This is a genomic window from Streptomyces sp. NPDC018031 (assembly GCF_044327625.1).
Classification (GTDB): domain Bacteria; phylum Actinomycetota; class Actinomycetes; order Streptomycetales; family Streptomycetaceae; genus Streptomyces.
Genome location: NZ_JBIRFT010000026.1, coordinates 40,396 through 62,333, shown reverse-complemented (window position 1 = coordinate 62,333; position 21,938 = coordinate 40,396). Strand labels below are relative to the sequence as shown.

Genomic DNA, 21,938 nt, shown 5'->3' with positions numbered 1-21,938 from the left:
GTAGGACGCCGCCGAACAATTTTTGTGTGAAGCCCTGTCGGGAGCCTCTTCGGAGGTTCCTGGCAGGGCTTCACTGCGTTCAGAGACCAATCCGCGGGGCGGCCATTCCGCGGTTTGTAGGGTGTGCCCATGCGCTACGACTTGATCATCTTCGACAATGACGGTGTGCTGGTGGACAGCGAGCCCATCTCCAACCGGATTCTCGCCGCCTACCTCACCGAGCTGGGGCACCCCACCACCTACGAGGAGTCCATACGGGACTACATGGGTTCGGCCATGCACCGCATCCATGACCTGGTGGCGGAGCGTCACGGCCGCACCCTCCCGGCCGAGTTCGACGAGACGTTCCACGGCAGGGTCTTCGAGGCGTTCGGCCGCGAACTGCTGCCGGTCGTCGGGGTGGCCGAGACGCTGGAGAAGCTGCGGGCGGACGGCGTCCGGTACTGCCTGGCCTCCTCCGGCAGCCACGAGCGCATCCGGGTCGCGCTGCGGAAGACCGGCCTGTACGAGTTCTTCGACGAGAAGCGCATCTTCAGCTCCGAGGATGTCGGCCGCGGCAAGCCGGCCCCCGACCTCTTCCTGCACGCGGCCGCCACCATGGGCACCCCTCCCGATCGCTGTGCCGTGGTCGAGGACAGCCCGCTCGGTGTGCAGGCAGCGATCGCCGCCCGGATGGACGTGTACGGCTTCACCGCGATGACGCCGGCCGACAAGCTGGCCCAGGCCCGCGACCGCTTCTCCGACATGGCGCAACTCCCGTCCCTGCTGGCCTGACCCGCCGGGCCGGCTCGGCGGCCGACCGCCGAGGCCGTCCGTCGTCTGTCCACCGGCGGTGGTGGTCCGTACCCTGCTCAGCCATGACGGTTGCCCGAGCCAGGACCGACAGCGGGCTGCGGCACGGCCGGGCCGCGCTGGCGCTGAGCTTCTTCGTCCAGGGCGCGGTGTTCGCCCTGCTGGTCACCCGGATACCGGCGATCCAGGACCGGTACCGGGTCTCCGACGCGCTGCTGCCGGCCTTCCTGGCGGCCGTTCCGGTACTGGCCGGTGTGGGCAGCGTGGCCGCCGAACCCCTGGTGCGGAGGTTCGGCGCGGGGCCGGTGCTCCGCGGGGTCCAGCCGGTCGTCGGCCTCGCCCTGGCGGCGGCGGGAGCGGGCCGCTCGGTGGGGCAACTGGTCGTGGCGCTCGCCGTGTTCGGCCTGGCGGTCGGCGCGCTGGACGCCTCGATGAACATGCTCGGAGTGAGCCTGCAACGCGCGTACGGGCGGAGCATCATGCTCGGCTTCCACGCCGCGTACAGCCTCGGGGGCATCGCCGGCGCGTCCGCGGCCTGGGCCGGCGCCCACCAGGACCTGCCCCTTCCCGCGCTCTACACGCCGCTGGTGGCGGTGCTGGTGCCGGCCGCGCTGCTCGCCGGCCGGTGGTTCCCCGGCGCCGGCCACCCTCCGGACCAGGCGGACCGTCCGGACCAGGCGGACCGGCGGATGCCCGGCCCGCCCCCGCGGGCGGCGGGCCGGGTGCCGCTGAAGCCGCTGCTGCCGCTCTGTCTGGTGATGACCTGCGCGTACATCGGTGACTCCACGGTCTCCAACTGGAGCGCCAAGTACCTGGAGGACGTGCTGCACGGCTCCGAGCAGCTGGCGACCGTCCCGTTCAACGTCTACATGGCCACCACGCTGGTCGGCCGGTGCTTCGGGGACCGCGCGGTGCGGCGGTTCGGCGCGGTCGCGGTGGTGCGGTGCGGCGCGCTGCTCGCCGCCGCCGGATTCGCGGTGGTCGCGGCGGCCCCCGGGCCGTGGGTCGGGCTGGGCGGCTTCACGCTGCTGGGGCTGGGGCTGTCCGTGATCGTGCCCGCCACCTTCGCCGCCGCCGGACGGCTCTTCCCCGGTGCCTCGGACAGCGCCGTCGCGCGGCTCAACGTCTTCAACTACGTCGGTTTCCTGATCGGCTCGCCCCTGGTGGGGGCGGTGGGCGGCGGCTGGGACTACCGGGGCGCGATGCTGCTGCCGATGGTGCTCGTGCTGGCGACGCTGCTCCACGTCCGCTCGTTCTCGGCCGAGTCCGACCGATACGGTGACGGTCATGAGCGGCCGCGCACAGTTGATGTGGGATGAATCAGTCACCGGATACGACTTCGGCCCCGGCCATCCGATGGCCCCGGTCCGGCTTGCGCTGACCATGGAGCTGGTGCGGGCGTTCGGGCTGGACCGTTCGGTGGACGTGGTGGCGGCCCGGGCCGCGGGGGAGTCGACGCTCCGGCTGGTGCACCGCGAGGACTACATCGCCGCGGTCCGGCGGGTGTCCGCCGATCCCGGCAGCGCCGACGGCTCGCACGGGCTGGGCACCGAGGACGATCCGGCCTTCGCGGGCATGCACGAGGCGTCGGCGCTGATCGCCGGGCAGTCGGTCGCCGCGGCCGAGGCGGTGTGGCGCGGCACCGTGGACCACGCGGTGAACTTCACCGGCGGGCTGCACCACGCGATGCCCGGCAGCGCCTCCGGGTTCTGCGTGTACAACGACGCCGCGCTGGCGGTCGCCCGGCTGCTGGAGCTCGGTGCCGAGCGGGTCGCCTACGTGGACGTCGACGTCCACCACGGCGACGGTGTGCAGGCCGTCTTCTGGAACGACCCGAGGGTGCTCACCGTCTCCCTGCACGAGCATCCGAGCACGCTGTTCCCGGCCACCGGCTGGCCCGAGGAGACCGGCGGGGACGCCGCCCCGGGCAGCGCGGTGAACGTGGCGCTGCCGCCCGGCACCGGGGACGACGGCTGGCTGCGCGCGTTCCACGCCGTGGTGCCGGAGGCGCTGGCCGCCTTCCGGCCCCAGGTCCTGGTGACCCAGCACGGTACGGACACCCACTTCCTGGACCCGCTGGCGCACCTGGCGGTCAGCGTCGACGCGCAGCGGGCGGTCGCCGAGGCCTGCCACGACCTGGCGCACCGCTGCGCGGACGGCCGCTGGGTGGCCCTGGGCGGCGGCGGTTACGCGGTGGTCGAGGTGGTGCCGCGGACCTGGACCCATCTGGTGGCCATCGCGGCCGGCACCCCGCTGGCCCCGACGACGGCGATCCCGGAGGACTGGCGGCGCGAGGCGTTCCGGCTGACCCAGGAGATCGCGCCGGGGCGGATGACGGACGGACGCGAGCCGCACTGGCGGGACTTCGAGGACCTCGGCTACGACCCGGCGGACCGGCTGGACCAGGCGGTGCTGGCGACCCGCCGGGCGGTCTTCCCGCACCTGGGCCTGATCCCCTGACCGGCCGCGGGCCGGGGCCGGTTAGGCCGACCGTGGGGATATCGGGCCTTTCGGCAGCGGACCGGGCCCGGATCGGTCAGCATCGGCGGCGTGCTGGGCATCGGTGGGGGACGGGACGCGGCCGCGCTGCGCGCGCATCTGCTGGCCGCGCGGCTCGCCGGACCCGTTGCGACGACCCGGGAACGCAGTCTGCGCCACTACCGGCTGTTCGCCGCGCGGGATCCGCGTGTCATGATCGGTATCGAGCCGGACCGGGACTGGCCGCTCCCCGACCTGTTGCGGCTGATGAACGACAGGTGCGGGGTCTCGGCCGACCCTGAGTGCGTCTCGGGTCAGGAGACGATCGACCCGGAGCGCACCCTGGAGGCGCTGGACGCCTTCGCGCGACGCCTGCGGGCGGTCGCGGCGGCCGGCGCGCCGGTGCTCCTCGGCACCGGCCATCCGGACCGGCTCCTGGGTTTCTACGCCGCCTTGGCCGCCGGACTCTCGGCGGCCGGCTGCCCTGTCCTCACCCCCGCGCAGGGTCGAAGTGTCGACATAACGACCCGGTTCGGGCTACGCACGTACAACCTCGGCTACCGCGCGGGCGTCGCGTTGGTGCGGGAAACCGGCGTGCGGGGAAGGCGGAGTGAGCGGGGCGTACACACCCATTCGCCGCTGCCGGTCCGGGTCGTGCTGGGCAGCGCCGCGGAAGCCGGGACCCCCCTGCCGGAGCTGGTCATCGGTGACCACGGATGGGTCTGCGGCGCAGGTCAGCTCGGTATCGAGGCGGTGGGACTGGCGGACGCGGACGACCCGGCGCCGTTCGTCGGCGAGGCCGAGGGCCGGGTGTCGGTCGTCGTTCCGCTTGATGACGCTGCGCGCTGTGACAGCTACCGGCCGCTCACTCGCTATGTACTCAATCGCGCCTGTCTGTCACAGTAGGCGTGCGATCGCTACTCCTCTTCCTCACTCGCATCACCCGCCCCTAATCTGGGCAGGAGCGCGCATGCGAGCTGGAGTCACCGGAGGGGAAGCCGGTGCCCGTCATGTGCGGAAGGTTCAGGTGTGTCATGGCTGCTGGCGAACGACCTCTGAACGAGGTGCAGTTTCTGACCGTGGCGGAAGTCGCCGCGGTGATGCGTGTGTCCAAGATGACCGTGTACCGGCTGGTGCACAGCGGTCATCTGCCGGCCATCCGGGTGGGCAGATCCTTCCGGGTGCCGGAGCAAGCGGTTCATGAGTACCTCCGGGAAAGCTACGTGGGGGTGGAGTCAGCCTGACGGCCCCCTCGGATTACGCCGTTCGCCCGGTGGCGGGTACGCTGGCCCGATGTAGGTCGTGTGGGCTCGGACGCCCCGCACCGAGTGATTCGAAGTGAGCGAGGGTAGTCGTGGGCTCTGTTATCAAGAAGCGGCGTAAGCGGATGGCTAAGAAGAAGCACCGCAAGCTGCTCAAGCGCACGCGCGTCCAGCGTCGCAACAAGAAGTAAGCGGCACTGCGTACGCTTCGCAGCCCTTCCACCGTTCGGTGGAGGGGCTGCGGTGCGTTGTGGCCCCGGACGGTACCCGGACGGCGTGCGGATGGATAGCGTGGGCCCAGCGCGGGCCGGGGCCCGGCCAGGACGGAAGAGAGGCGCTGATCTTGGGGAAGATCGTGCTGGTCACCGGAGTCGCACGGCGACTGGCCGGCCGCTTCGTGCGGCGCGTCCAGCGGGAGCCCGGCGTGGTCCGGGTGATCGGGGTGGACGCCGTCGAGCCCGGGCATCCCCTGGGTGACGCCGAGTTCGTGCGGGCCGACATCCGGCAGCCCGCGATCGGGAAGCTGCTCGCCGAGACCGGCGCCGACACCGTCGTCCACATGGACGTCAACGGTGCGCCGCTCGGTGCCCGGGGCGGCCGTACCGCGGTCAAGGAGACCAACGTCATCGGCACCATGCAGCTGCTGGGCGCCTGCCAGAAGGCCCCCTCGGTGCGGCGGCTGGTGGTGAAGTCCAGCACCAGCGTGTACGGGTCCGCGCCCCGCGACCCGGCGGTGTTCGCCGAGAACACCCCGCCCAAGTCGCTGCCCGACGGGGGCTTCGCCAAGGACGCCGTGGAGGTCGAGGGGTACGTCCGCGGGTTCGCCCGCCGCCGCCCCGACGTCGCGGTCTGCGTGCTGCGCTTCGCCCACGTCCTGGGCCCCAGCATGGACTCGCCGCTGGCCGAGTACTTCGCGCTGCCGGTGCTGCCGACCGTCATCGGCTACGACCCCCGGCTGCAGTTCGTGCACGAGGAGGACGCCATCGAGGCGTTGCGGATCGGCGCGGCCGAGCCGCGCCGCGCCACCCTCAACAGCGGGACCTTCAACATCGCGGGGGACGGGGTGCTGCTGCTCTCGCAGGCCGCGCGGCGCCTCGGGCGCCCCACCGTCCCGCTGCCGCTGCCCGCGCTCACCTGGGGCCGCGCCGCGCTGCGGTTCACCGGCATCACGGACTTCTCGCCCGAACAGGTCCGGCTGCTGACGCACGGCCGTGTGGTCGCGACCCGCCAGATGCGCGAGACACTAGGTTTCGAACCGAGATTCAGCACCGCCGACGCCTTCGCGGACTATGCGCGCAGCCGCGGCCCCGGGCTGCTGCCGCCCGAGGTCGTCGCCCGCACCGTGGACCGGCTCGCCTCGGTGCTGCCCGCCGACCGCGGCCAGAGTTGAGGAGCGCACCCAGCATGGCGGACGCCAAGGTCATCCCATTCGGTGAAGAACCGCGGTCCCGGCGGAACACCGGGCCCCGCCGCGGCCGGCCCGACCGGGGGCGGTCGCCGCTGAAGCCGGTGCCCGCCCCACGGGACGAGGAGGCCCGGGCCGGCGGGCCGGCGGAGGACGGGCCGGGCCGGCCAGGGCGGGACGGCGCGGCCGGCGGCTGGGAACGGAAGGTGGCACACGGCCTGAACTTCCTGCGCCGCCGCCTCACCGGCGAGTACGAGGTGGACGATTTCGGACACGACCCGGAGCTGACCGAGCAGGTCCTGATGGCGCTGCTCCGCCCGGTGTACGAGAAGTACTTCCGGGTCGAGGTGAAGGGCATCGAGAACATCCCGGCCACCGGCGGCGCGCTGGTGGTGGCGAACCACTCCGGGGTGCTGCCGCTGGACGGGCTGATGCTCCAGGTGGCGGTGCACGACGAGCACCCCGCCCAGCGTCACCTGCGGCTGCTCGCGGCCGATCTGGTCTTCATGCTGCCGGTGGTCAACGAACTGGCCCGCAAGGCCGGGCACACCCTGGCCTGCGCCGAGGACGCCCAGCTGCTGCTGGAGCGCGGCGAGGTCGTCGGGGTCATGCCGGAGGGCTTCAAGGGGCTGGGGAAGCCGTTCGGCCAGCGGTACAAGCTGCAGCGCTTCGGGCGCGGCGGTTTCGTCTCGACCGCGCTGCGCGCCGGGGTGCCGATCGTGCCGTGCTCCATCGTGGGCGCGGAGGAGATCTACCCGATGATCGGCAACGCGCGGACCGTCGCCCGGCTCCTGGGCTTCCCCTACTTCCCGGTGACCCCGACGTTCCCGCTGCTGGGGCCGCTGGGCGCGGTGCCGCTGCCGACGAAGTGGACGATCCAGTTCGGGGAGCCCATCGCGACGGACGGGTACCCGGCGGAGGCCGCGGACGACCCGATGCTGATGTTCAACCTGACCGACCAGGTCCGGGAGACCATCCAGCACACGCTCTACAAGCTGCTGGTGCAGCGCCGCTCGGTGTTCTTCTGACCCGGGCGGGCACGGACGGAAGCGGGTGGGCGGGCTCTCGGTGGAGAGCCCGCCCACCCGCTTCCCGGGAACGCGAGGTGGTGCGTCCCTGCCTGCGGGACCGGACCGTCAGGGGGCTTCCTCGCCGCTGATGCCGAGTCCGGGCAGCAGCCCGGGCAGCAGCGGCGGGAGGGTGACGTCCGTGGTGGGGAGGGCGTCCGGCCGGGCGGGCTCGCTCGGCTTGGCGGTCCCGGCGGAGCCGCCGGACGTCGGAAGCTGCAGCCCCGTCCCGTCGGGCGGGGTGAGCAGCCGGTCCGCGCCGTCGAGCAGCCCCTGGCGCTCCGGCTGCTCGGAGGCCGACGGCCGGGGGCTGTCCCCGTCCGCGGTGGCGGTCCGCCCGGTGCCGGCGTCGCCGGAGCCCGGCGAGGCGGCCTCCGTGTGCTTCGACGCGGGCGGCCGCGCCCCGTCCCGGGCCGGTGTCCGGCCGGCGCTGCCCCGGCCCGTCTCGACGGGCAGCAGCGACCGCAGCGGCTGCACCTCGTCCTCTATGGCGTCGAAGACCGAACTCACCTCGTCCCGGACGTCGGTGAGCTGCACCGGCAGCGCCTCGCTCAGCTTCGTCCAGCCCGCGCGGTGGGAGGCGGAGAAGGACGACAGGCTCTCCATCGGACTCAGGGAACCGTCCTGCTGGTACGCCTTGGTGAGCAGCCGGTGGCCCTCCGCCGCGTCGTGCCGCATCCCGGACAGCGCCCGGCGGACCTCGCCCACCGACTCCTGGTCCAGCTCGCCGGCCCGGGCCCGCTCCATCAGCCGGCGTGCCTCGCTCATGCGGGTCGACGCCTGGTCGAGGTAGAGCCGCCCGCGCTCCACGTCGCCGTCGGCCATGCCCAGCTTGAGGTCCTCCATGCCGCGCTTGAGGCCGTAGAGCGTGTCACCGGGCAGGGCGTCCGAACTGGCCGCTGCCACGCCGCCGAGCGCGCCGGCGGCGACGCCTACCGTGAGGCCCCCCGCGGCGAGCCCTTTGGACAGCCTGCTCTTCGGCCGGAACCGGCCCAGTGGCTTCGCCCGGTGTGCCCCGCGGCCCGACCGCTGTCCGGGAACGCGCGGGGACCCCTCGGCGAACGCTGCTTCCATGGCGGCGACCAGCTGCGCCCGCTGCTCCGTCCTGACCTCGGCCCTCAGTTCCGGCACCGGCAGCCTGCCGAGTCCGCTCGCCAAGGCCAGCATCCGGGCCCGCTCGGCGTCGTCCGCCGATGGTCCCGACTGCTCGGCCGTCGCGTCCTGGAGATCCCGGAGCTGCTGCTCCTGGGCCTCCAGAGCCTGGGCGAAGGCGTTCGCCCGCCGGTGCGCCGATACGTTCGCGATCACAGGCGGCACCTCCTCTCGTGTCATGGCGCTCGACTCCCTCGGACACCTGGGCGGTTGCGAACCTTGAGCACAACCACTCGATCGAGTGAGTGGGAGTGGACACGGTAAGCATTCGAGGAGTCTGCATTCCGCACAACGAGCGGTACGGCAGGAGGGTTACGCACCTCCGAACGCGCGGGCGCCGCCGTGCTGTTGGCCTCAGCGGGCGTCGTCCGGGAGGAGCCGGGCCAGCGTGCGTACCGCCCGGTACTGGAGGGTCTTGATCGCCCCCTCGTTCTTGCCCATGACCCGTGCGGTCTCGGCCACCGACAGGCCCTGGAGGAAGCGGAGGGTGACGCACTCCTGCTGCTGCGGGTTGAGCTTGCGGACCGCCTGGAGCAGGGCGGCGTTGGAGAGGGATTCGAGGACCGAGTCCTCGGGGCTGCGCTCGACCTCGTTGGCGTCGAGCATCTCGCCGGTGGTGACCTCCAGCCGGAACCGGCTGGACTTGAAGTGGTCGGCGACGAGGTTGCGGGCGATGGTCACCAGCCAGGCCCCGAAGTCGCGGCCCTGCCAGGTGAAGGTGCCGATGCGGCGCAGGGCGCGCAGAAAGGTCTCGCTGGTGAGGTCCTCGGCCGTGGCCCGGCCTCCGACGCGGTAGTAGATGTAGCGGTAGACGGTGTCGGCGTACTGGTCGTAGAGCCGGCCGAACGCCTCGGCCTCGCCCGCCTGGGCGCGCTCGACGAGGTCCATCATCCGGCGGCTGTCGCTGTCCGCGGCGGGACGGCGGGCGGTGGGGGCGGCGCCGCGGGCGCGTCTGCCGACCGTCGCGCTCCCGTCGGCCAGGGCGTAGCAGGGGCCGGTGGGGACGGCCGGCGCGGGCGTGGCGAGTGCGGGGACGGCGTACGCGGTGGTGGGGACGATGCCGCGCAGGCAGTCCAGGACTGTTGCGCGAAGTGTGGCCAGGCCCGAGGTGTCAACCCCGACGTGTGGGTACACGGGACTCCCAGAGGCAGAGCTTCCATCACGTGCAGTGCGGAACCGTTCACCCGTCGTAGGGACGCGGGGGTACCGGTTTGCGTCTGAGGAGAATAACGCTTCGTACAGGCGACGCTACACCCAGTTGCTCAAATCATCGTTTGCGTCTGGTCCGTTATGGATTGACGTTCGATCAAGTCGCGATCGATGAGCGAGATTTGATCGAATCAGTTCACCTTCTGTGCGAGTGCGGGATGGGTTCTGGCAAACCGCCGGTGGGAAGTGTGGTGGGGGCGCCGCGAGGTATACGGCGCAGATTGACCGATTCCGTTCGCCCGTGGCCGGTACGTCCGCCGGAACGCGCGGCGCCGCCCGGCCGTGTACCGCCCGGTGGGGTCGACCCGGGCCCGGCGGTGGGCGGCCCGGCGGGCGGTGCGGACCGGGCCGGTTCCGGTCGGCGTGTCGGGCGGCTCCGGTCACGCCGCGGCGGCGTGTCGCCTCGCGCGGTTCCGGACGCCGGACGCGTCACGGCGTGTCGCGCCCGTGGGCGCCGGGGCCGACGGTGTGTCACATGCCCCGGCGCGACCCCGCGATGGCGTGTCGCACCGGCCCCGGGCGTGCCCGGGGCCGGGCCCCGGGTATGCGGTGCGGCCGGGCCTGGCCCCCGGCCGCAAGCCCGGGCCGGACGGCCGGAGACGGTACGGGCCGGACGCCGGACGCGGTACGGCGCCGGGGACGATCGGTCCGGGTGGCCGGGTGGCCGGGTGGCCGGGTGGCCGGGTGGCCGGGTGGCCGGGTGGCCGGGCGGGCGGCTCAGCGGCGGCGCCGGTGGACCGCCACCGCGGCCGCCGCGCCGCCGGCCAGCGCTCCCACGCCCGCCGCGGCCGGGATGCCGACCTTCGCCGCCTTCCGGCCGGTGCGGTAGTCCCGGAGCCGCCAGCCCTGTTCCCGGGCGTGCTTGCGCAGCCGGGTGTCCGGGTTGATCGCGTACGGGTGGCCGACGATCGACAGCATGGGGATGTCGTTCGACGAGTCGCTGTAGGCGGCGCAGCGGGCCAGGTCCAGGCCCTCCGCCGCGGCCAGCGCCCGTACCGCCTCGGCCTTGGCCGGGCCGTGCAGCGGCTCGCCCACCAGCCGTCCGGTGTAGATCCCGCCGACCGACTCGGCGACCGTGCCCAGCGCGCCGGTGAGCCCCAGCCGCCGGGCGATGATGGTGGCGGTCTCCACCGGGGCGGCGGTCACCAGCCAGACCCGCTGGCCGGCGTCGAGGTGGGCCTGGGCCAGGGCGCGGGTGCCGGGCCAGATCCGCTCCGCCATGTACTCGTCGTAGATCTCCTCGCCGATGGACATCAGCTCGGAGACCCGGTGGCCCTTGACGATGGACAGGGCGCTGTTCCTGGCGTCCTCCATGTGGGCCGGGTCCTCGACCCCGGCGAGCCGGAACCAGGTCTGCTGCCAGGCGAAGCGGGCCAGCTCGCGTTTCTGGAAGAAGTGGCGTTTGTAGAGCCCGCGGCCCAGGTGGAAGATGGCCGCGCCCTGCATCACGGTGTTGTCGAGGTCGAAGAAGGCGGCCGCGTGCACGTCGCCCACCACGGGGAACTGCGGCTCCACCGCCTCTTCCGGGGCGGCCGCCTCCTCGGCGGCCTGCTCCTGGACGGACTTGCGTGCCGCTTCCGCCGCGGCCTCGCCGGCCAGCACGCTCCGTGCCGTGGCCGAGCGCCTGCGTGGGGTCAACCATCCCAGTGCGGACATGGCGCGAGCATAACCAGTCAGCCGGTGCGGCCATCGGGCGGCGGGCTGCGGCGGTGTGAACTTTGCGCGGCGGCGCCGTGATTCCGGGCCGTCGCGCGGCCCCGCGACCCGGGCCGTCGCGCGGACCCGAGGGCCGTGCCGGTGCGCCGGCCGGGCGCACCGTGCCGGGGGCGTGGCGCATCGTGCGGGCGGTCGTGGCCGTGCGGGGTGAGGCCGCGACCGGGATCGCCGGGTCCGGCCCGGACGGACCCCCACGTCGCGCCGCCGCGCACGGCGCCCTCGGCGACTGGCTCTCCGAGAAGGGCCGCGCCCACCCGCGGAAGGCGGTGGACACCCGCGGCGTCACGGTCCGCGGGGGCCGGCGACCGGCCTGCGGCCCGGCCGGCCCGGAGCCGTGGCGGCCCCGGGCGGGGCGGGCGTGGCTCCGGGGCGGGGAGGGTCCGGTTCAGCCGCCCAGGGCGGCGCGCAGCCGGCGCGGGTCCACGCGCCAGAAGTCGTGCTGCTCGCCGTCGACCAGGACCACCGGGATCTGCTCCCAGTACTTGCGGTACAGCTCCTCGTCCTGGGTGATGTCCTTCTTCTCCCAGGCGGCGCCGAGCTCGCCGCAGACCTGCTCGATCACGGTCTGCGCCGCGTCGCAGAGGTGGCAGCCGGGCTTGCCGATGAGGGTCACGGTGCTCTCGGCGGGGTTCTTGCGGGGGGTGCGGCGCAGCAGCGGACTCATGGTTCCCATTGTCCCCGGTCCGGACCGGTCCCCCGGCCGGACCGGACGGTGCGGTGCGACGTTCGAGCGGGGGCGGTGTGTTCGACTACCATCATGGGCGTTTTGTAGGTGTCCGGGGGGATAGCGGTGAGGAGTGACCGAGCGTGCTGTCGTCGACGCTCCCCCCTTACCGGTGCGTAAGGCGCGAACGGTGTGACGGGTGTGGTGGTTCCGCGATGGCTCGCAAAGGTCGCGTGACACCGGTCACTTTGGTCGGACAAAGCGGACACCATCTTTGTGCACGCGTTCACAAAGACATAGCCTGCTGTCCACGGGGCGGCCCACGGACGTACGGTCGCCCGCAGCCCCGCTCTACCCGCAGGAGCACCGTGGCAACTGGCCGAACTCACCGACCGGCGACCCGAAGCCGAGGGATTCCCGAGGCCACCGTCGCCAGGCTTCCGCTGTATCTGCGTGCACTGACCGCACTCTCCGAGCGCTCGGTCCCGACGGTCTCCTCCGAGGAGCTCGCGGCCGCCGCCGGAGTGAACTCGGCGAAGCTCCGCAAGGACTTCTCCTACCTCGGCTCGTACGGCACCCGCGGGGTCGGCTACGACGTCGAGTACCTCGTCTACCAGATCTCCCGCGAGCTCGGTCTGACCCAGGACTGGCCGGTCGTGATCGTCGGTATCGGTAACCTCGGCGCCGCCCTGGCCAACTACGGCGGCTTCGCCTCCCGTGGCTTCCGGGTCGCCGCGCTGATCGACGCCGACCCGGCGATGGCCGGCAAGCCGGTCGCGGGCATCGCGGTGCAGCACACCGACGAGCTGGAGACGATCATCAGCGAGAACGGTGTGTCGATCGGCGTCATCGCGACCCCGGCCGGCGCCGCCCAGCAGGTCTGCGACCGGCTGGTGGCCGCCGGGGTGACCTCCATCCTGAACTTCGCGCCGACCGTGCTGACCGTCCCGGACGGGGTGGACGTGCGGAAGGTCGACCTCTCCATAGAGCTGCAGATCCTCGCCTTCCACGAGCAGCGCAAGGCCGGCGAGGGCGAGCGCGAGGAACTCCCGGTCGAGGGTGCCGAGCAGGAGGGGCAGACCGCGGTGGCGGCGCCCTCCGCCGCCCCGGCCGCCACGGGCACCGCCCCGGCCGCCACGGGCACCGGCTCGGCGGGCGGACGGCAGCAGGGGCCGGACGGGGACGTACCCGCCGTGATGCCGGCATGAGCGAGCGCAGCGAGAGAGTCAGGGACGGGCGCGTCATGGACGGATGCCGCGGCGAGCGAAGCGAGGCGCGGGCATGAGTCTCCTCGTCGTCGGGCTGAGCCACCGCAGTGCGCCGGTGAGCGTGCTGGAGCGGGCCGCCCTCACCGCGGAACAGCAGTCCAAGCTGCTCCAGGACACCCTGGCCACCGAGCCGGCCGCCGAGGCGTCGGTGCTGGCCACCTGCAACCGCATCGAGCTCTACGCCGACGTGGACAAGTTCCACGCCGGTGTCGCCGAGCTGTCCACGCTGCTGGCCCAGCACAGCGGGGTCGGCCTGGAGGAGCTCACCCCCTATCTCTACGTGCACTACGAGGACCGGGCCGTCCACCATCTGTTCTCGGTGGCCTGCGGCCTGGACTCGATGGTGGTGGGCGAGGGCCAGATCCTCGGCCAGATCAAGGACGCGCTCGCCCTCGGCCAGGAGCTGCACACCGCGGGCCGGCTGCTGAACGACCTGTTCCAGCAGGCGCTGCGGGTCGGCAAGCGGGCCCACAGCGAGACCGGGATCGACCGCGCCGGGCAGTCCCTGGTCACCTTCGGACTCGAACAACTCGCCGACGGTGAGCCGGTCGACGGCTGGGTGACCGGCAAGCGCGCCCTGATCATCGGCGCCGGTTCGATGTCCTCGCTGGCCGCGACCACCCTGGCGCGCGCCGGTGCGGCAGAACTGGTGATCGCCAACAGGACGTTGGAGCGGGCGGAGCGGCTGGCCGCGAGCCTGGCGGGCCGGGGCGCCGGCGACGCCGCCGCGGTGGCGGGCGCCGCCTCCGCCGGGGCGGCGACCACCGCCCGCGCGGTGCCGATGGCCGCCGTCCCCGCCGAGCTGCCGCACGCCGACATCGTGGTGTCCTGCACCGGGGCCACCGGCCTGGTGCTGACCGCCGAGGCGCTGGCCGAGGCGTTCGCCGCCGGGGCGGCGGACCGCACCGGACCGGTCGCGCTGCTCGACCTGGCCATGCCGCGGGACATCGACGCCGCCGCCCACCGGCTGGACGGCCTGCGGCTGGTGGACATCGAGAGCCTGGCCGAGGCGTCCGCGGACGCCCCGATGGCCGCCGACGTCGACCAGGTCCGCGGGATCGTCTCCGCGGAGGTGGCCGCGTTCGGCGCCGCCCAGCGCGCCGCGCACATCACCCCGACGGTGGTGGCGCTGCGCACCATGGCCGCCGATGTGGTGGCCAACGAGATCGCCCGGCTCAACGGGCGGCTCCCCGATCTGGACGACAAGCAACGCGCGGAGATCACCCAGACCGTGCGCCGCGTCGTCGACAAGCTCCTGCACGCTCCGACCGTGCGGGTCAAGCAGCTCGCGGCCACCCCCGGCGGTGCCGGGTACGCGGACGCGCTGCGCGAACTGTTCGACCTCGACCCGCAGGCGGTGGCCGCCGTCAGCCGGGCCGATCGACACGACATGAATCGAGGGCAGGCATGAACACCACCGCCTCCCCGGGAACCGCAACGGCCCCCGTACCTCCCGCCACCGTCCCGGCCCCGGCCGGCGACGGCGGCACCCTGCGTCTGGGGACGCGGCGCAGCACCCTGGCCATGGCCCAGTCCGGGCAGATCGCGGAGGCGGTGCGCGGGCTGACCGGCCGCCCCGTCGAACTGGTCGAGATCACCACGTACGGCGACACCTCGCGGGAGCACCTGGCGCAGATCGGCGGCACCGGCGTGTTCGTCTCCGCGCTGCGTGACGCGCTGCTGCGCGGCGAGATCGACTTCGCGGTGCACTCGCTGAAGGACCTGCCGACCGCCCCGGCCGGGGGTCTGACGCTGGCCGCGGTGCCCCGCCGCGCGGACTGCCGCGACGCGCTGGTCGCCCGGGACGGGCTGACCTTCGCCGAGCTGGTCGCCGGGGACCGCCCGGCCCGGATCGGCACCGGCTCGCCGCGCCGGATGGCGCAGCTCAACGGCTGGGCCCGGTCGCTGGGCCGGGAGATCGAGACCGTCCCGATCCGCGGGAACATCGACACCCGGCTGGGGTACGTGCGCTCCGGAGAGCTCGACGCCGTCGTGCTGGCCGCCGCGGGGCTGACCCGCATAGGCCGGCTGGGCGAGGCCACCGAGCTGCTGGACCCCGCCCATGTTCTGCCCGCCCCCGGCCAGGGGGCACTGGCAGTCGAGTGCGCTGCGGACAACGCAGCCCTCGCCGCCCGGCTCGCCGAGCTCGACGATCCGCACACGCGGCTCGCCGTGACCGCCGAGCGTTCCCTGCTCGCCGCCCTCGAGGCCGGCTGCAGCGCACCCGTGGGTGCGCTGGCCGACCTGGAGGCCGACGGTCAGGCTGTCACCGAAATGCGCCTGCGTGGCGTCGTCGGCACCGTCGACGGCTCGACGCTGGTGCAGCTGTCCACCACCGGTCCCGTACCCGCGTCCCCTGGTGACGCCACGGCCCTCGGTCGCGAACTCGCCACCGAGATGCTCGCGAAGGGTGCGGCCGGTCTTATGGGGGAGCGAGCACATTGAACCCCACCGCCCCGAACCACCCCGGCTGCGGGCACGTCACCTTCCTCGGTGCCGGCCCCGGAGATCCCGGACTGCTGACGCTGCGCGCCGTGGAGGCACTGAACGCCGCGGATGTGCTGATCGCAGATCCGCAGGTGCTCGACGTGGTGCGCACACACGTCCGCCCGTCCGTCGCCGCGGACGCGCAGGGCGCACCGCGGCAGACGCACGCTGACGAGGCGTCAAACGGCGTCGCGGTCCCGGTACTCAGGGACACCGCCAATCTTGTCATGGCGGCCGCGCGCGGCGGCAAGCGGGTCGTCCGTGCGGTCGCCGGCGACCCCGGACTGGACGGCAACGCCGCCGACGAGATGCTCGCCTGCGCCGACGCGGGCGTCGCCTTCGAGGTGGTGCCGGGCGTCGCCGCCGCGGTCGGTGTGCCGGCGTACGCCGGTGTGCCGCTGCGCGACGGGCGGGGCGCGGACGTCCGCTTCGTGGACGCCCGCACCGCCGACGACCGCTGCTGGAGCGAGGTCGGCGCCTCCGACGCGACGGCGGTGGTCAGCGCCACCCTGGAGACGGTCGCGGCGGCGGCCGGGGAGCTGGTGGCGGCGGGCCGCAAGCCGGACACCCCGCTGACCGTCACGATCGCCGGCACCACCACCCGGCAGCGCACCTGGACGGCGACGCTGGGTTCGGTCGCGCAGGTCCTCAAGGCCGCCAAGGTGCTGCCCTCGCCGGACGGTGCCCAGCCGGTCATAGCCGTGGTCGGTGAGCGGAGTGCGGCCGAGCGGCGCGACCAGCTGTCCTGGTTCGAGTCCAAGCCGCTGTTCGGCTGGAACGTCCTGGTGCCGCGCACCAAGGAGCAGGCCGCCTCGCTCTCCGACCAGCTGCGTTCGTACGGTGCGGTGCCCAGCGAGGTGCCGACCATCGCGGTGGAGCCGCCGCGGACCCCGCAGCAGATGGAGCGGGCGGTCAAGGGCCTGGTCACCGGCCGGTACGAGTGGATCGCCTTCACCTCCGTCAACGCCGTCAAGGCGGTGCGGGAGAAGTTCGAGGAGTACGGCCTGGACGCCCGGGCGTTCGCCGGGATCAAGGTCGCCGCGGTCGGCGAGCAGACCGCGAAGTCGCTGGTGGAGTTCGGCGTCAAGCCGGACCTGGTGCCGTCCGGTGAGCAGTCCGCGGCCGGCCTGCTGGAGGACTGGCCGCCGTACGACCCGGTCTTCGACCCGATCGACCGGGTGTTCCTGCCGCGCGCCGACATCGCCACCGAGACCCTGGTGGCCGGCCTGATCGAGCTGGGCTGGGAGGTCGACGACGTCACGGCGTACCGCACGGTGCGCGCCTCGCCGCCGCCGGCCGAGACCCGGGAGGCCATCAAGGGCGGTGGCTTCGACGCGGTGCTGTTCACCTCTTCGAGCACGGTGCGGAACCTCGTCGGCATCGCCGGCAAGCCGCACAATGTCACTGTCATCGCCTGCATCGGCCCGGCCACCGCGAAGACCGCGGAGGAACACGGCCTGCGGGTGGACGTGCTGTCGCCCGAGCCCTCGGTGCAGAAGCTGGCCGAGGCGCTCGCGGACTTCGGGGCGGCGCGGCGGGATGCCGCGCTCGGGGCCGGCGACCCGGTCACCCGTCCCAGCGAGCGGCGGCCCGGATCGCGTAGGAGGGCACGGAGTTGAGCAACCAGTCCCGGTACGAGTCCCGCTACGGGCAGTTCCCCGGGGCCAGGCCCCGCCGGCTGCGGGTGAACCCGGCCATGCGCCGCATGGTCGCGGAGACCCGGCTGCATCCGGCGGAGCTGATCCTGCCCGCGTTCGTGCGGGAGGGCATCAGCGAGCCGGCGCCGCTGGCCGCGATGCCGGGCGTGGTGCAGCACACCCGGGACACCCTGCGCCGGGCCGCCGCCGAGGCGGTCCGGGCGGGCGTGGGCGGCATCATGCTGTTCGGCGTGCCGGAGGAGTCGAAGAAGGACGCCCTGGGCACCCCGGGCACCGACCCGGACGGCATCCTGCAGGTCGCCATCCGGGACGTGAAGGCCGAGGTCGGCGACGAGCTGGTGGTCATGTCCGACCTGTGTCTGGACGAGCACACCGACCACGGCCACTGCGGGGTGCTGGACGCCGACGGCCGGGTCGACAACGACGCCACGCTGGAGCGGTACGCCGAGATGGCCCGGGCGCAGGCCGAGGCGGGCGTGCACGTGGTCGGGCCGAGCGGCATGATGGACGGCCAGGTGCGGGTGATCCGCGAGGCGCTGGACGGCATCGGCCGGCAGGACGTGTCGGTCCTCGCCTACACCGCCAAGTACGCCTCGGCCTTCTACGGCCCGTTCCGGGAGGCCGTCGGCTCCTCGCTCAAGGGCGACCGCAAGACCTACCAGCAGGATCCGGCCAACGCCCGTGAGTCGCTGCGGGAGCTGGCGCTGGACCTCGCCGAGGGCGCGGACATGGTGATGGTCAAGCCGGCCCTGCCGTACCTTGACATCCTCGGCCGGATCGCGCAGGAGGTGGACGTGCCGGTCGCGGCGTACCAGATCTCCGGTGAGTACGCGATGGTCGAGGCCGCCGCCGCCAACGGCTGGATCGAGCGGGAGCGGGCGATCCTGGAGACGCTGACGTCCATCCGGCGGGCCGGCGCCGGCATGATCCTCACCTACTGGGCGACCGAGGTCGCGCAGTGGCTGAAGCGGGGCGTGCAGCCGTAGGCCCCGGTACGCCGCGCGGCCGCGGGCCGGGCGGGCGCCGGGCGTCGTGAAGCCGTCCGGCCGCACTTCGGGTGCGGCCGGACGGCTTTCGCTGCGGGTGGTGGTCACCAGGTGTGCGCGACGTCCACGATCAGCTGGTCACCGGACTGGGTCACCCGGTACGGCAGCCGGGCGCGGGTGCCCACGGCGACCTGGGTCTGTCCCTCGAAGCTCGCTCCGAAGCGGGTGTCCTTGAAGGTCTGGTAACCGGTGAGGTTCACGCCCGGCAGCGGCTGTCCGGCCCGGCCCGGGTAGACCACGCTGAAGTCGGCCGGGTCGTAGCTGGGCGCGGCCACGTAGATCTGCAGGATGGCGCCGCCGTTGACCGGGATCTTCTCGCCGGAGCCGTCCTGGTAGAAGGTGTCGACGTAGCCCACGTGGTAACCGACCTTGCCCGCGCTCGCGCCCGGGATGTCGAAGACCATGCGGTCGTAGCAGTCGTGCCGGCCGGTCCGGATGTTGCTGAGCGGCTTGTAGAAGGTGTCCGGGCTGGACTTGTCGCCGCTGCCCCACGGGGTCGAACAGGCCGTGGCGGCGGGCTTGGCCGCCGGTCCGGTCGCGGCCCCGGCGGTGCCGACGGCGGTCATCAGACCGGCACCGGCCAGCGTGAGCGCCGCGAGTGCGGTACCCCAGCGTCGCATGGATTACCCCCAAAAAGTTGAGATAGGAATCGAAATCCTGGAAAGGCCGGAGGTGGCACCTCCGGGACATGGGGTGTGACGGCCCCGTCCGGGGCGGGGTTGTGCGGTCGCTCGGGTTTGGCCCGAATCCGTCGTGAAACGGCGGGTGTTCATCAGTGGTCCCGTGGGTTCACCTGCCCTTCACCGGAGCCGGGTCGCGCGGTGCCGGGCCGGAGCGGCGTGCCCCGGGGTGCGGCCGGCGCGCCGGGGCGCGTCGCCGACGGCTGGGGTGGCCGCCGGGGCCGGTCCGGCCGGTGCGGCGACCCGCCCCACCACGCTTGGCTCGATAGCGTGTGCGAATGAGTGATCCGATCACCCTGACCACCACCGCCGGGTACGGCGAGGCCGCCGAGGCGCTGGCCGAGCAGTACGAGAGCGTGACCTTCACCGAGGTCCACCAGGGGGCCCTGCACCTGTTCCCGGCCGAGCCCGCCGCGATCGCCGACATCGGCGCGGGCAGCGGCCGGGACGCGGCCGCGCTGGCCGCGCGCGGCCACCGGGTCGTCGCGGTGGAACCCACGCCGGAACTCCGCCGCTTGGGCCGGCGGATACACGCCGACCGGGACATCGAGTGGCTCGACGACTCACTGCCCGGGCTGGACCGGCTCCGGGCCCGGGAACCGCGCTTCGACCTGGTCCTGCTCACCGCCGTGTGGATGCACCTGGACGCCGGGCAGCGCGCGTCGGCGATGGAGCACCTCGCCGGGCTGCTGACCGGGGGCGGACGGATCGTGCTGACCCTGCGGCACGGCCCGGTGCCCGAGGGGCGCCGGATGTTCGACGTCTCGGCGGCGGAGACGATCGCCCTCGCCGCCCGTCATGGCCTGACGGTGATCCACCACGGTGAACACGACGATCCGCACGGGCGGGACGGTGTGCGCTGGAGCTGCCTGGGGCTCGCCGCCGGGGCGGAGGGGCCGCGGGCCGGTTAGCGCGTCCCGGCGCGTCCCCATGCTTCCCCGGCCCGCCCCGCGCGGGCCGGGGAATCGGTTTCCGCATGCGGTTTCCCGGTCTCGTGGAATGAGACGGAAGTGCGTCGTGGATTCGCCCGGCCGATATCTCGCCAACGTGCCTTGCGCTGCCCGGAGTTACCGTTCATTCTTATCTCTGGATCATTGGCACGTCTATGCGTCCGGCAAATGACAGCACCCACTGCCGACCGTCGGCCGCAGCGAAGGAGCGCGATGTCCATGAGTTCCGAGTCGCATGCCAAGAGGGCGGCGGTACGGCATGAATTAGTTGCCACCGTGTTTCCTCCGCGCGGGTACGACGCGCGTGCGGAGGACGACTTGGCCGTATTGTCCGAGTGGTTGCACGACTACATAGGCCAGCCCCATCCGCTGATCAACCGCCAGGGGCCGGTCTGTCCTTTTGTTCCGGCCGCCGTCAACGCCCGGGCACTGCGTTTGGAGTTCCACTACGGAGTGACCGGTGAGGATCCGGAAGAACTCGGGCACCTGCTGGCGGGTCGCATACGGAGTTTCGCGCGGACCGGTACCGCCGTTCCGCCGGAGAAAACCTCCCTGGAAAGCCTGGTCATCGCGCTGCCGGAACTGCGCGAGGAGTCCTGGCCGACGCTGGACGCCGCACATCTGGCGCTCAAGGACACCGCGGTCGGCCTGGGCGCGATGATCGGTCAGTTCCACCCCGACTGCGCCGAACCCTCGGTGCGGAACAGCGGATTCCCGGTCTCCCGGTCGCCGCTCCCGCTGCTGGCGGTCCGCCACATGGCGGTGCACGACATACTTTTCCTGCACGACCGCCCGCGTTGGTTCGCCGAGTTCCGCGGACGCTTCGAGCGGAATTTCACCGACGGGCGGGTACGTGATCCGCTGATGCTGCGCCTCTACGCGGAAGCGGAAGAGCGCGATTTGGAAGGGGCGGAGCAGTGAGCCACACCGACCGTACCGGCCGAGCCCCCGAAGGACCCGGCGAACCGGGCGAACTCGACGAACTCGACGGACTCGACAGCGCACTCGACGTCCGCAGACTGCTGTACGGCCATCTGGTGTCCCGCGCATTGTGCTCGGTCGCCGAACTGTCCGTTCCCGATCTGCTGGCGGAAGGGCCGCGCACCGTCGGCGATCTCGCCCGGGAAACCGGTGCGCACGAGGCGAGCCTGCGGCAGTTGATGACCGCGCTGTGTGCTTTCGAGGTTTTCACTCCCCAGCCGCCCGACGGTTTCGGTCTCGCCCGGCTCGGGCGCGCGCTCACCACGGATTCCCCCGGCAACGCACTGTCCAGCGCGCTCCTCGCGCAGGCCGCGGTCGGCCGGGCCTGGTCGGGACTTCCGGACGTCGTCCGTACCGGAGTCCCGGCATTCGAGCGGGAATTCGGCGGTGACTTCTTCGGCTTCCTGGAGCGGAACCCGGAGGTACGCGGCGTCTTCGACCGTTCGCAGAGCGCCGACCTCGATCTGGAGATCTCCGCGGTGCTGCGCGCCGGGGACTTCTCCGGGGCCCGGACCGTGGTGGACGTCGGCGGCGGGGACGGCGCGCTGCTCGCCCGGGTGCTGCGCACCCACCCCGGTGCCCGGGGGGTGCTGGTCGACCGGCCGGCCGCGGTCACCGCCGCCCGCAAGCGGATGGCGGAGCTGGGGCTGGCGGAGCGGGCGGACGTCCGGGAGGGCGACTTCTTCGCCGCGCTGCCCGGCGGCGGCGACGTCTATCTGCTCCGGGAGATCCTGCACGACTGGGACGACGAGCAGTGCCTGGCGATCCTGCGGACCTGCCGCCGGGCGATGTCGGCCGGGACCGGCGCGGCCGGGGCGGGCGGCGCGGCCCCGGCCGGCGGCGCGGAACCGGGGCCGGCGGCACGGCTGTTCGTGATCGAGCGGGCCGCGGAGGACGGGCACGACACCGGCCCGGACGCCCGGCTGACCGCCATGATGTCGCTCTACATGCTCTCCCTGCTGCCGGGCCGGGAGCGGACCGCCGCCGAGTTCGGCCGGCTGCTGCACGCGGCCGGGCTGCGGGTCACCGCACGCCACCGGCTGCTCGGCCACAAGGTGCTCATCGAGGCGGTGGCGGCCGGCTAGCGGCGCCCGGCGGGCGGCCGGGCTCCCGGTGCGAACCG

At 73.2% G+C, this 21,938-nt stretch carries 21 protein-coding genes; 16 read left to right on the top strand and 5 right to left on the bottom strand.

Annotation, left to right across the window (positions count from 1 at the left end; all coding sequences use genetic code 11):
• Positions 1 to 129: 129 nt before the first annotated feature.
• The 8 genes from ACH4B3_RS32345 (at position 130) to ACH4B3_RS32310 (ending at position 6,965) form a co-directional block, all read left to right on the top strand.
• The gene (locus ACH4B3_RS32345) at positions 130 to 774 is read left to right on the top strand and encodes an HAD family hydrolase (protein WP_398469011.1); all 645 of its coding nucleotides are present in this window, start codon (positions 130 to 132) and stop codon (positions 772 to 774) included.
• A gap of 83 nt (positions 775 to 857) precedes the next feature.
• Complete coding sequence (locus ACH4B3_RS32340) at positions 858 to 2,111, top strand: MFS transporter (protein WP_398469009.1); 1,254 nt, start codon at positions 858 to 860, stop codon at positions 2,109 to 2,111.
• Positions 2,080 to 3,252, top strand: coding sequence for an acetoin utilization protein AcuC (locus tag ACH4B3_RS32335; protein ID WP_398469007.1), 1,173 nt, complete (start codon positions 2,080 to 2,082; stop codon positions 3,250 to 3,252). Before ACH4B3_RS32340 ends, ACH4B3_RS32335 begins: the two co-directional genes overlap by 32 nt.
• 90 nt (positions 3,253 to 3,342) lie before the next feature.
• Entirely contained in the window at positions 3,343 to 4,176 is an 834-nt protein-coding gene (locus ACH4B3_RS32330; protein WP_398469005.1) for a phosphatase, read from the top strand.
• A gap of 128 nt (positions 4,177 to 4,304) precedes the next feature.
• Positions 4,305 to 4,514: a helix-turn-helix domain-containing protein gene (locus tag ACH4B3_RS32325; RefSeq protein WP_135341538.1), complete on the top strand. Its 210-nt coding sequence runs from the start codon at positions 4,305 to 4,307 to the stop codon at positions 4,512 to 4,514.
• Between the two features lie 110 nt (positions 4,515 to 4,624).
• The gene (locus ACH4B3_RS32320) at positions 4,625 to 4,723 is read left to right on the top strand and encodes a 30S ribosomal protein bS22 (RefSeq protein WP_003948845.1); all 99 of its coding nucleotides are present in this window, start codon (positions 4,625 to 4,627) and stop codon (positions 4,721 to 4,723) included.
• Between the two features lie 152 nt (positions 4,724 to 4,875).
• Positions 4,876 to 5,922 carry an NAD-dependent epimerase/dehydratase family protein gene (locus ACH4B3_RS32315; RefSeq protein WP_398469003.1) on the top strand — a complete coding sequence of 349 codons (1,047 nt, stop codon included), beginning with the start codon at positions 4,876 to 4,878 and terminating at the stop codon, positions 5,920 to 5,922.
• A 14-nt stretch (positions 5,923 to 5,936) separates the two neighbouring features.
• Positions 5,937 to 6,965 (top strand): lysophospholipid acyltransferase family protein, encoded by a 1,029-nt coding sequence (locus tag ACH4B3_RS32310; protein WP_398469001.1) that lies wholly within the window; start codon positions 5,937 to 5,939, stop codon positions 6,963 to 6,965.
• 108 nt (positions 6,966 to 7,073) lie between these two features.
• Here the strand turns inward: ACH4B3_RS32310 and ACH4B3_RS32305 are convergent, their stop codons facing one another.
• The 4 genes from ACH4B3_RS32305 to ACH4B3_RS32290 all read right to left on the bottom strand — a co-directional run bounded on the left by ACH4B3_RS32305 (position 7,074) and on the right by ACH4B3_RS32290 (position 11,745).
• A complete protein-coding gene (locus ACH4B3_RS32305; protein ID WP_398468999.1) occupies positions 7,074 to 8,312 on the bottom strand; it encodes a DUF5667 domain-containing protein in 1,239 nt (412 codons plus the stop codon).
• A gap of 198 nt (positions 8,313 to 8,510) precedes the next feature.
• On the bottom strand, positions 8,511 to 9,290 hold the full coding sequence (locus ACH4B3_RS32300) for an ECF subfamily RNA polymerase sigma factor, BldN family (RefSeq protein ID WP_398468997.1): 780 nt from the start codon (positions 9,288 to 9,290) through the stop codon (positions 8,511 to 8,513).
• A 792-nt stretch (positions 9,291 to 10,082) separates the two neighbouring features.
• A complete protein-coding gene (locus tag ACH4B3_RS32295; protein ID WP_398468996.1) occupies positions 10,083 to 11,021 on the bottom strand; it encodes an HAD family hydrolase in 939 nt (312 codons plus the stop codon).
• Positions 11,022 to 11,466: 445 nt separating this feature from the next.
• Positions 11,467 to 11,745: a glutaredoxin family protein gene (locus ACH4B3_RS32290; protein ID WP_398468994.1), complete on the bottom strand. Its 279-nt coding sequence runs from the start codon at positions 11,743 to 11,745 to the stop codon at positions 11,467 to 11,469.
• Positions 11,746 to 12,113: 368 nt separating this feature from the next.
• Here ACH4B3_RS32290 and ACH4B3_RS32285 point away from each other — a divergent pair, with 368 nt between their 5' ends.
• The 5 genes from ACH4B3_RS32285 (at position 12,114) to hemB (ending at position 18,144) form a co-directional block, all read left to right on the top strand.
• Complete coding sequence (locus ACH4B3_RS32285) at positions 12,114 to 12,953, top strand: redox-sensing transcriptional repressor Rex (protein ID WP_398468992.1); 840 nt, start codon at positions 12,114 to 12,116, stop codon at positions 12,951 to 12,953.
• A gap of 73 nt (positions 12,954 to 13,026) precedes the next feature.
• Positions 13,027 to 14,424, top strand: a complete 1,398-nt coding sequence (locus tag ACH4B3_RS32280; RefSeq protein WP_398468990.1) for a glutamyl-tRNA reductase — start codon at positions 13,027 to 13,029, stop codon at positions 14,422 to 14,424.
• On the top strand, positions 14,421 to 15,458 hold the full coding sequence (gene hemC / locus ACH4B3_RS32275) for a hydroxymethylbilane synthase (RefSeq protein ID WP_398468988.1): 1,038 nt from the start codon (positions 14,421 to 14,423) through the stop codon (positions 15,456 to 15,458). Before ACH4B3_RS32280 ends, hemC begins: the two co-directional genes overlap by 4 nt.
• Entirely contained in the window at positions 15,455 to 17,119 is a 1,665-nt protein-coding gene (locus ACH4B3_RS32270; RefSeq protein WP_398468986.1) for a uroporphyrinogen-III synthase, read from the top strand. Before hemC ends, ACH4B3_RS32270 begins: the two co-directional genes overlap by 4 nt.
• A complete protein-coding gene (hemB, locus tag ACH4B3_RS32265) occupies positions 17,116 to 18,144 on the top strand; it encodes a porphobilinogen synthase (protein WP_398468984.1) in 1,029 nt (342 codons plus the stop codon). The genes ACH4B3_RS32270 and hemB overlap by 4 nt, the downstream gene beginning before the upstream one ends.
• Before the next feature lie 104 nt (positions 18,145 to 18,248).
• Here hemB and ACH4B3_RS32260 read toward each other — a convergent pair whose 3' ends face one another.
• A complete protein-coding gene (locus ACH4B3_RS32260; protein WP_398468982.1) occupies positions 18,249 to 18,824 on the bottom strand; it encodes a hypothetical protein in 576 nt (191 codons plus the stop codon).
• A 338-nt stretch (positions 18,825 to 19,162) separates the two neighbouring features.
• Here ACH4B3_RS32260 and ACH4B3_RS32255 point away from each other — a divergent pair, with 338 nt between their 5' ends.
• From ACH4B3_RS32255 to ACH4B3_RS32245, 3 genes are all read left to right on the top strand, one after another.
• Positions 19,163 to 19,795 carry a class I SAM-dependent methyltransferase gene (locus tag ACH4B3_RS32255; protein ID WP_398468980.1) on the top strand — a complete coding sequence of 211 codons (633 nt, stop codon included), beginning with the start codon at positions 19,163 to 19,165 and terminating at the stop codon, positions 19,793 to 19,795.
• Between the two features lie 357 nt (positions 19,796 to 20,152).
• Positions 20,153 to 20,755, top strand: a complete 603-nt coding sequence (locus ACH4B3_RS32250; RefSeq protein ID WP_398468978.1) for a DUF6875 domain-containing protein — start codon at positions 20,153 to 20,155, stop codon at positions 20,753 to 20,755.
• Positions 20,752 to 21,900, top strand: a complete 1,149-nt coding sequence (locus ACH4B3_RS32245; protein ID WP_398468976.1) for a methyltransferase — start codon at positions 20,752 to 20,754, stop codon at positions 21,898 to 21,900. Before ACH4B3_RS32250 ends, ACH4B3_RS32245 begins: the two co-directional genes overlap by 4 nt.
• The last annotated feature ends 38 nt before the right edge of the window (positions 21,901 to 21,938 follow it).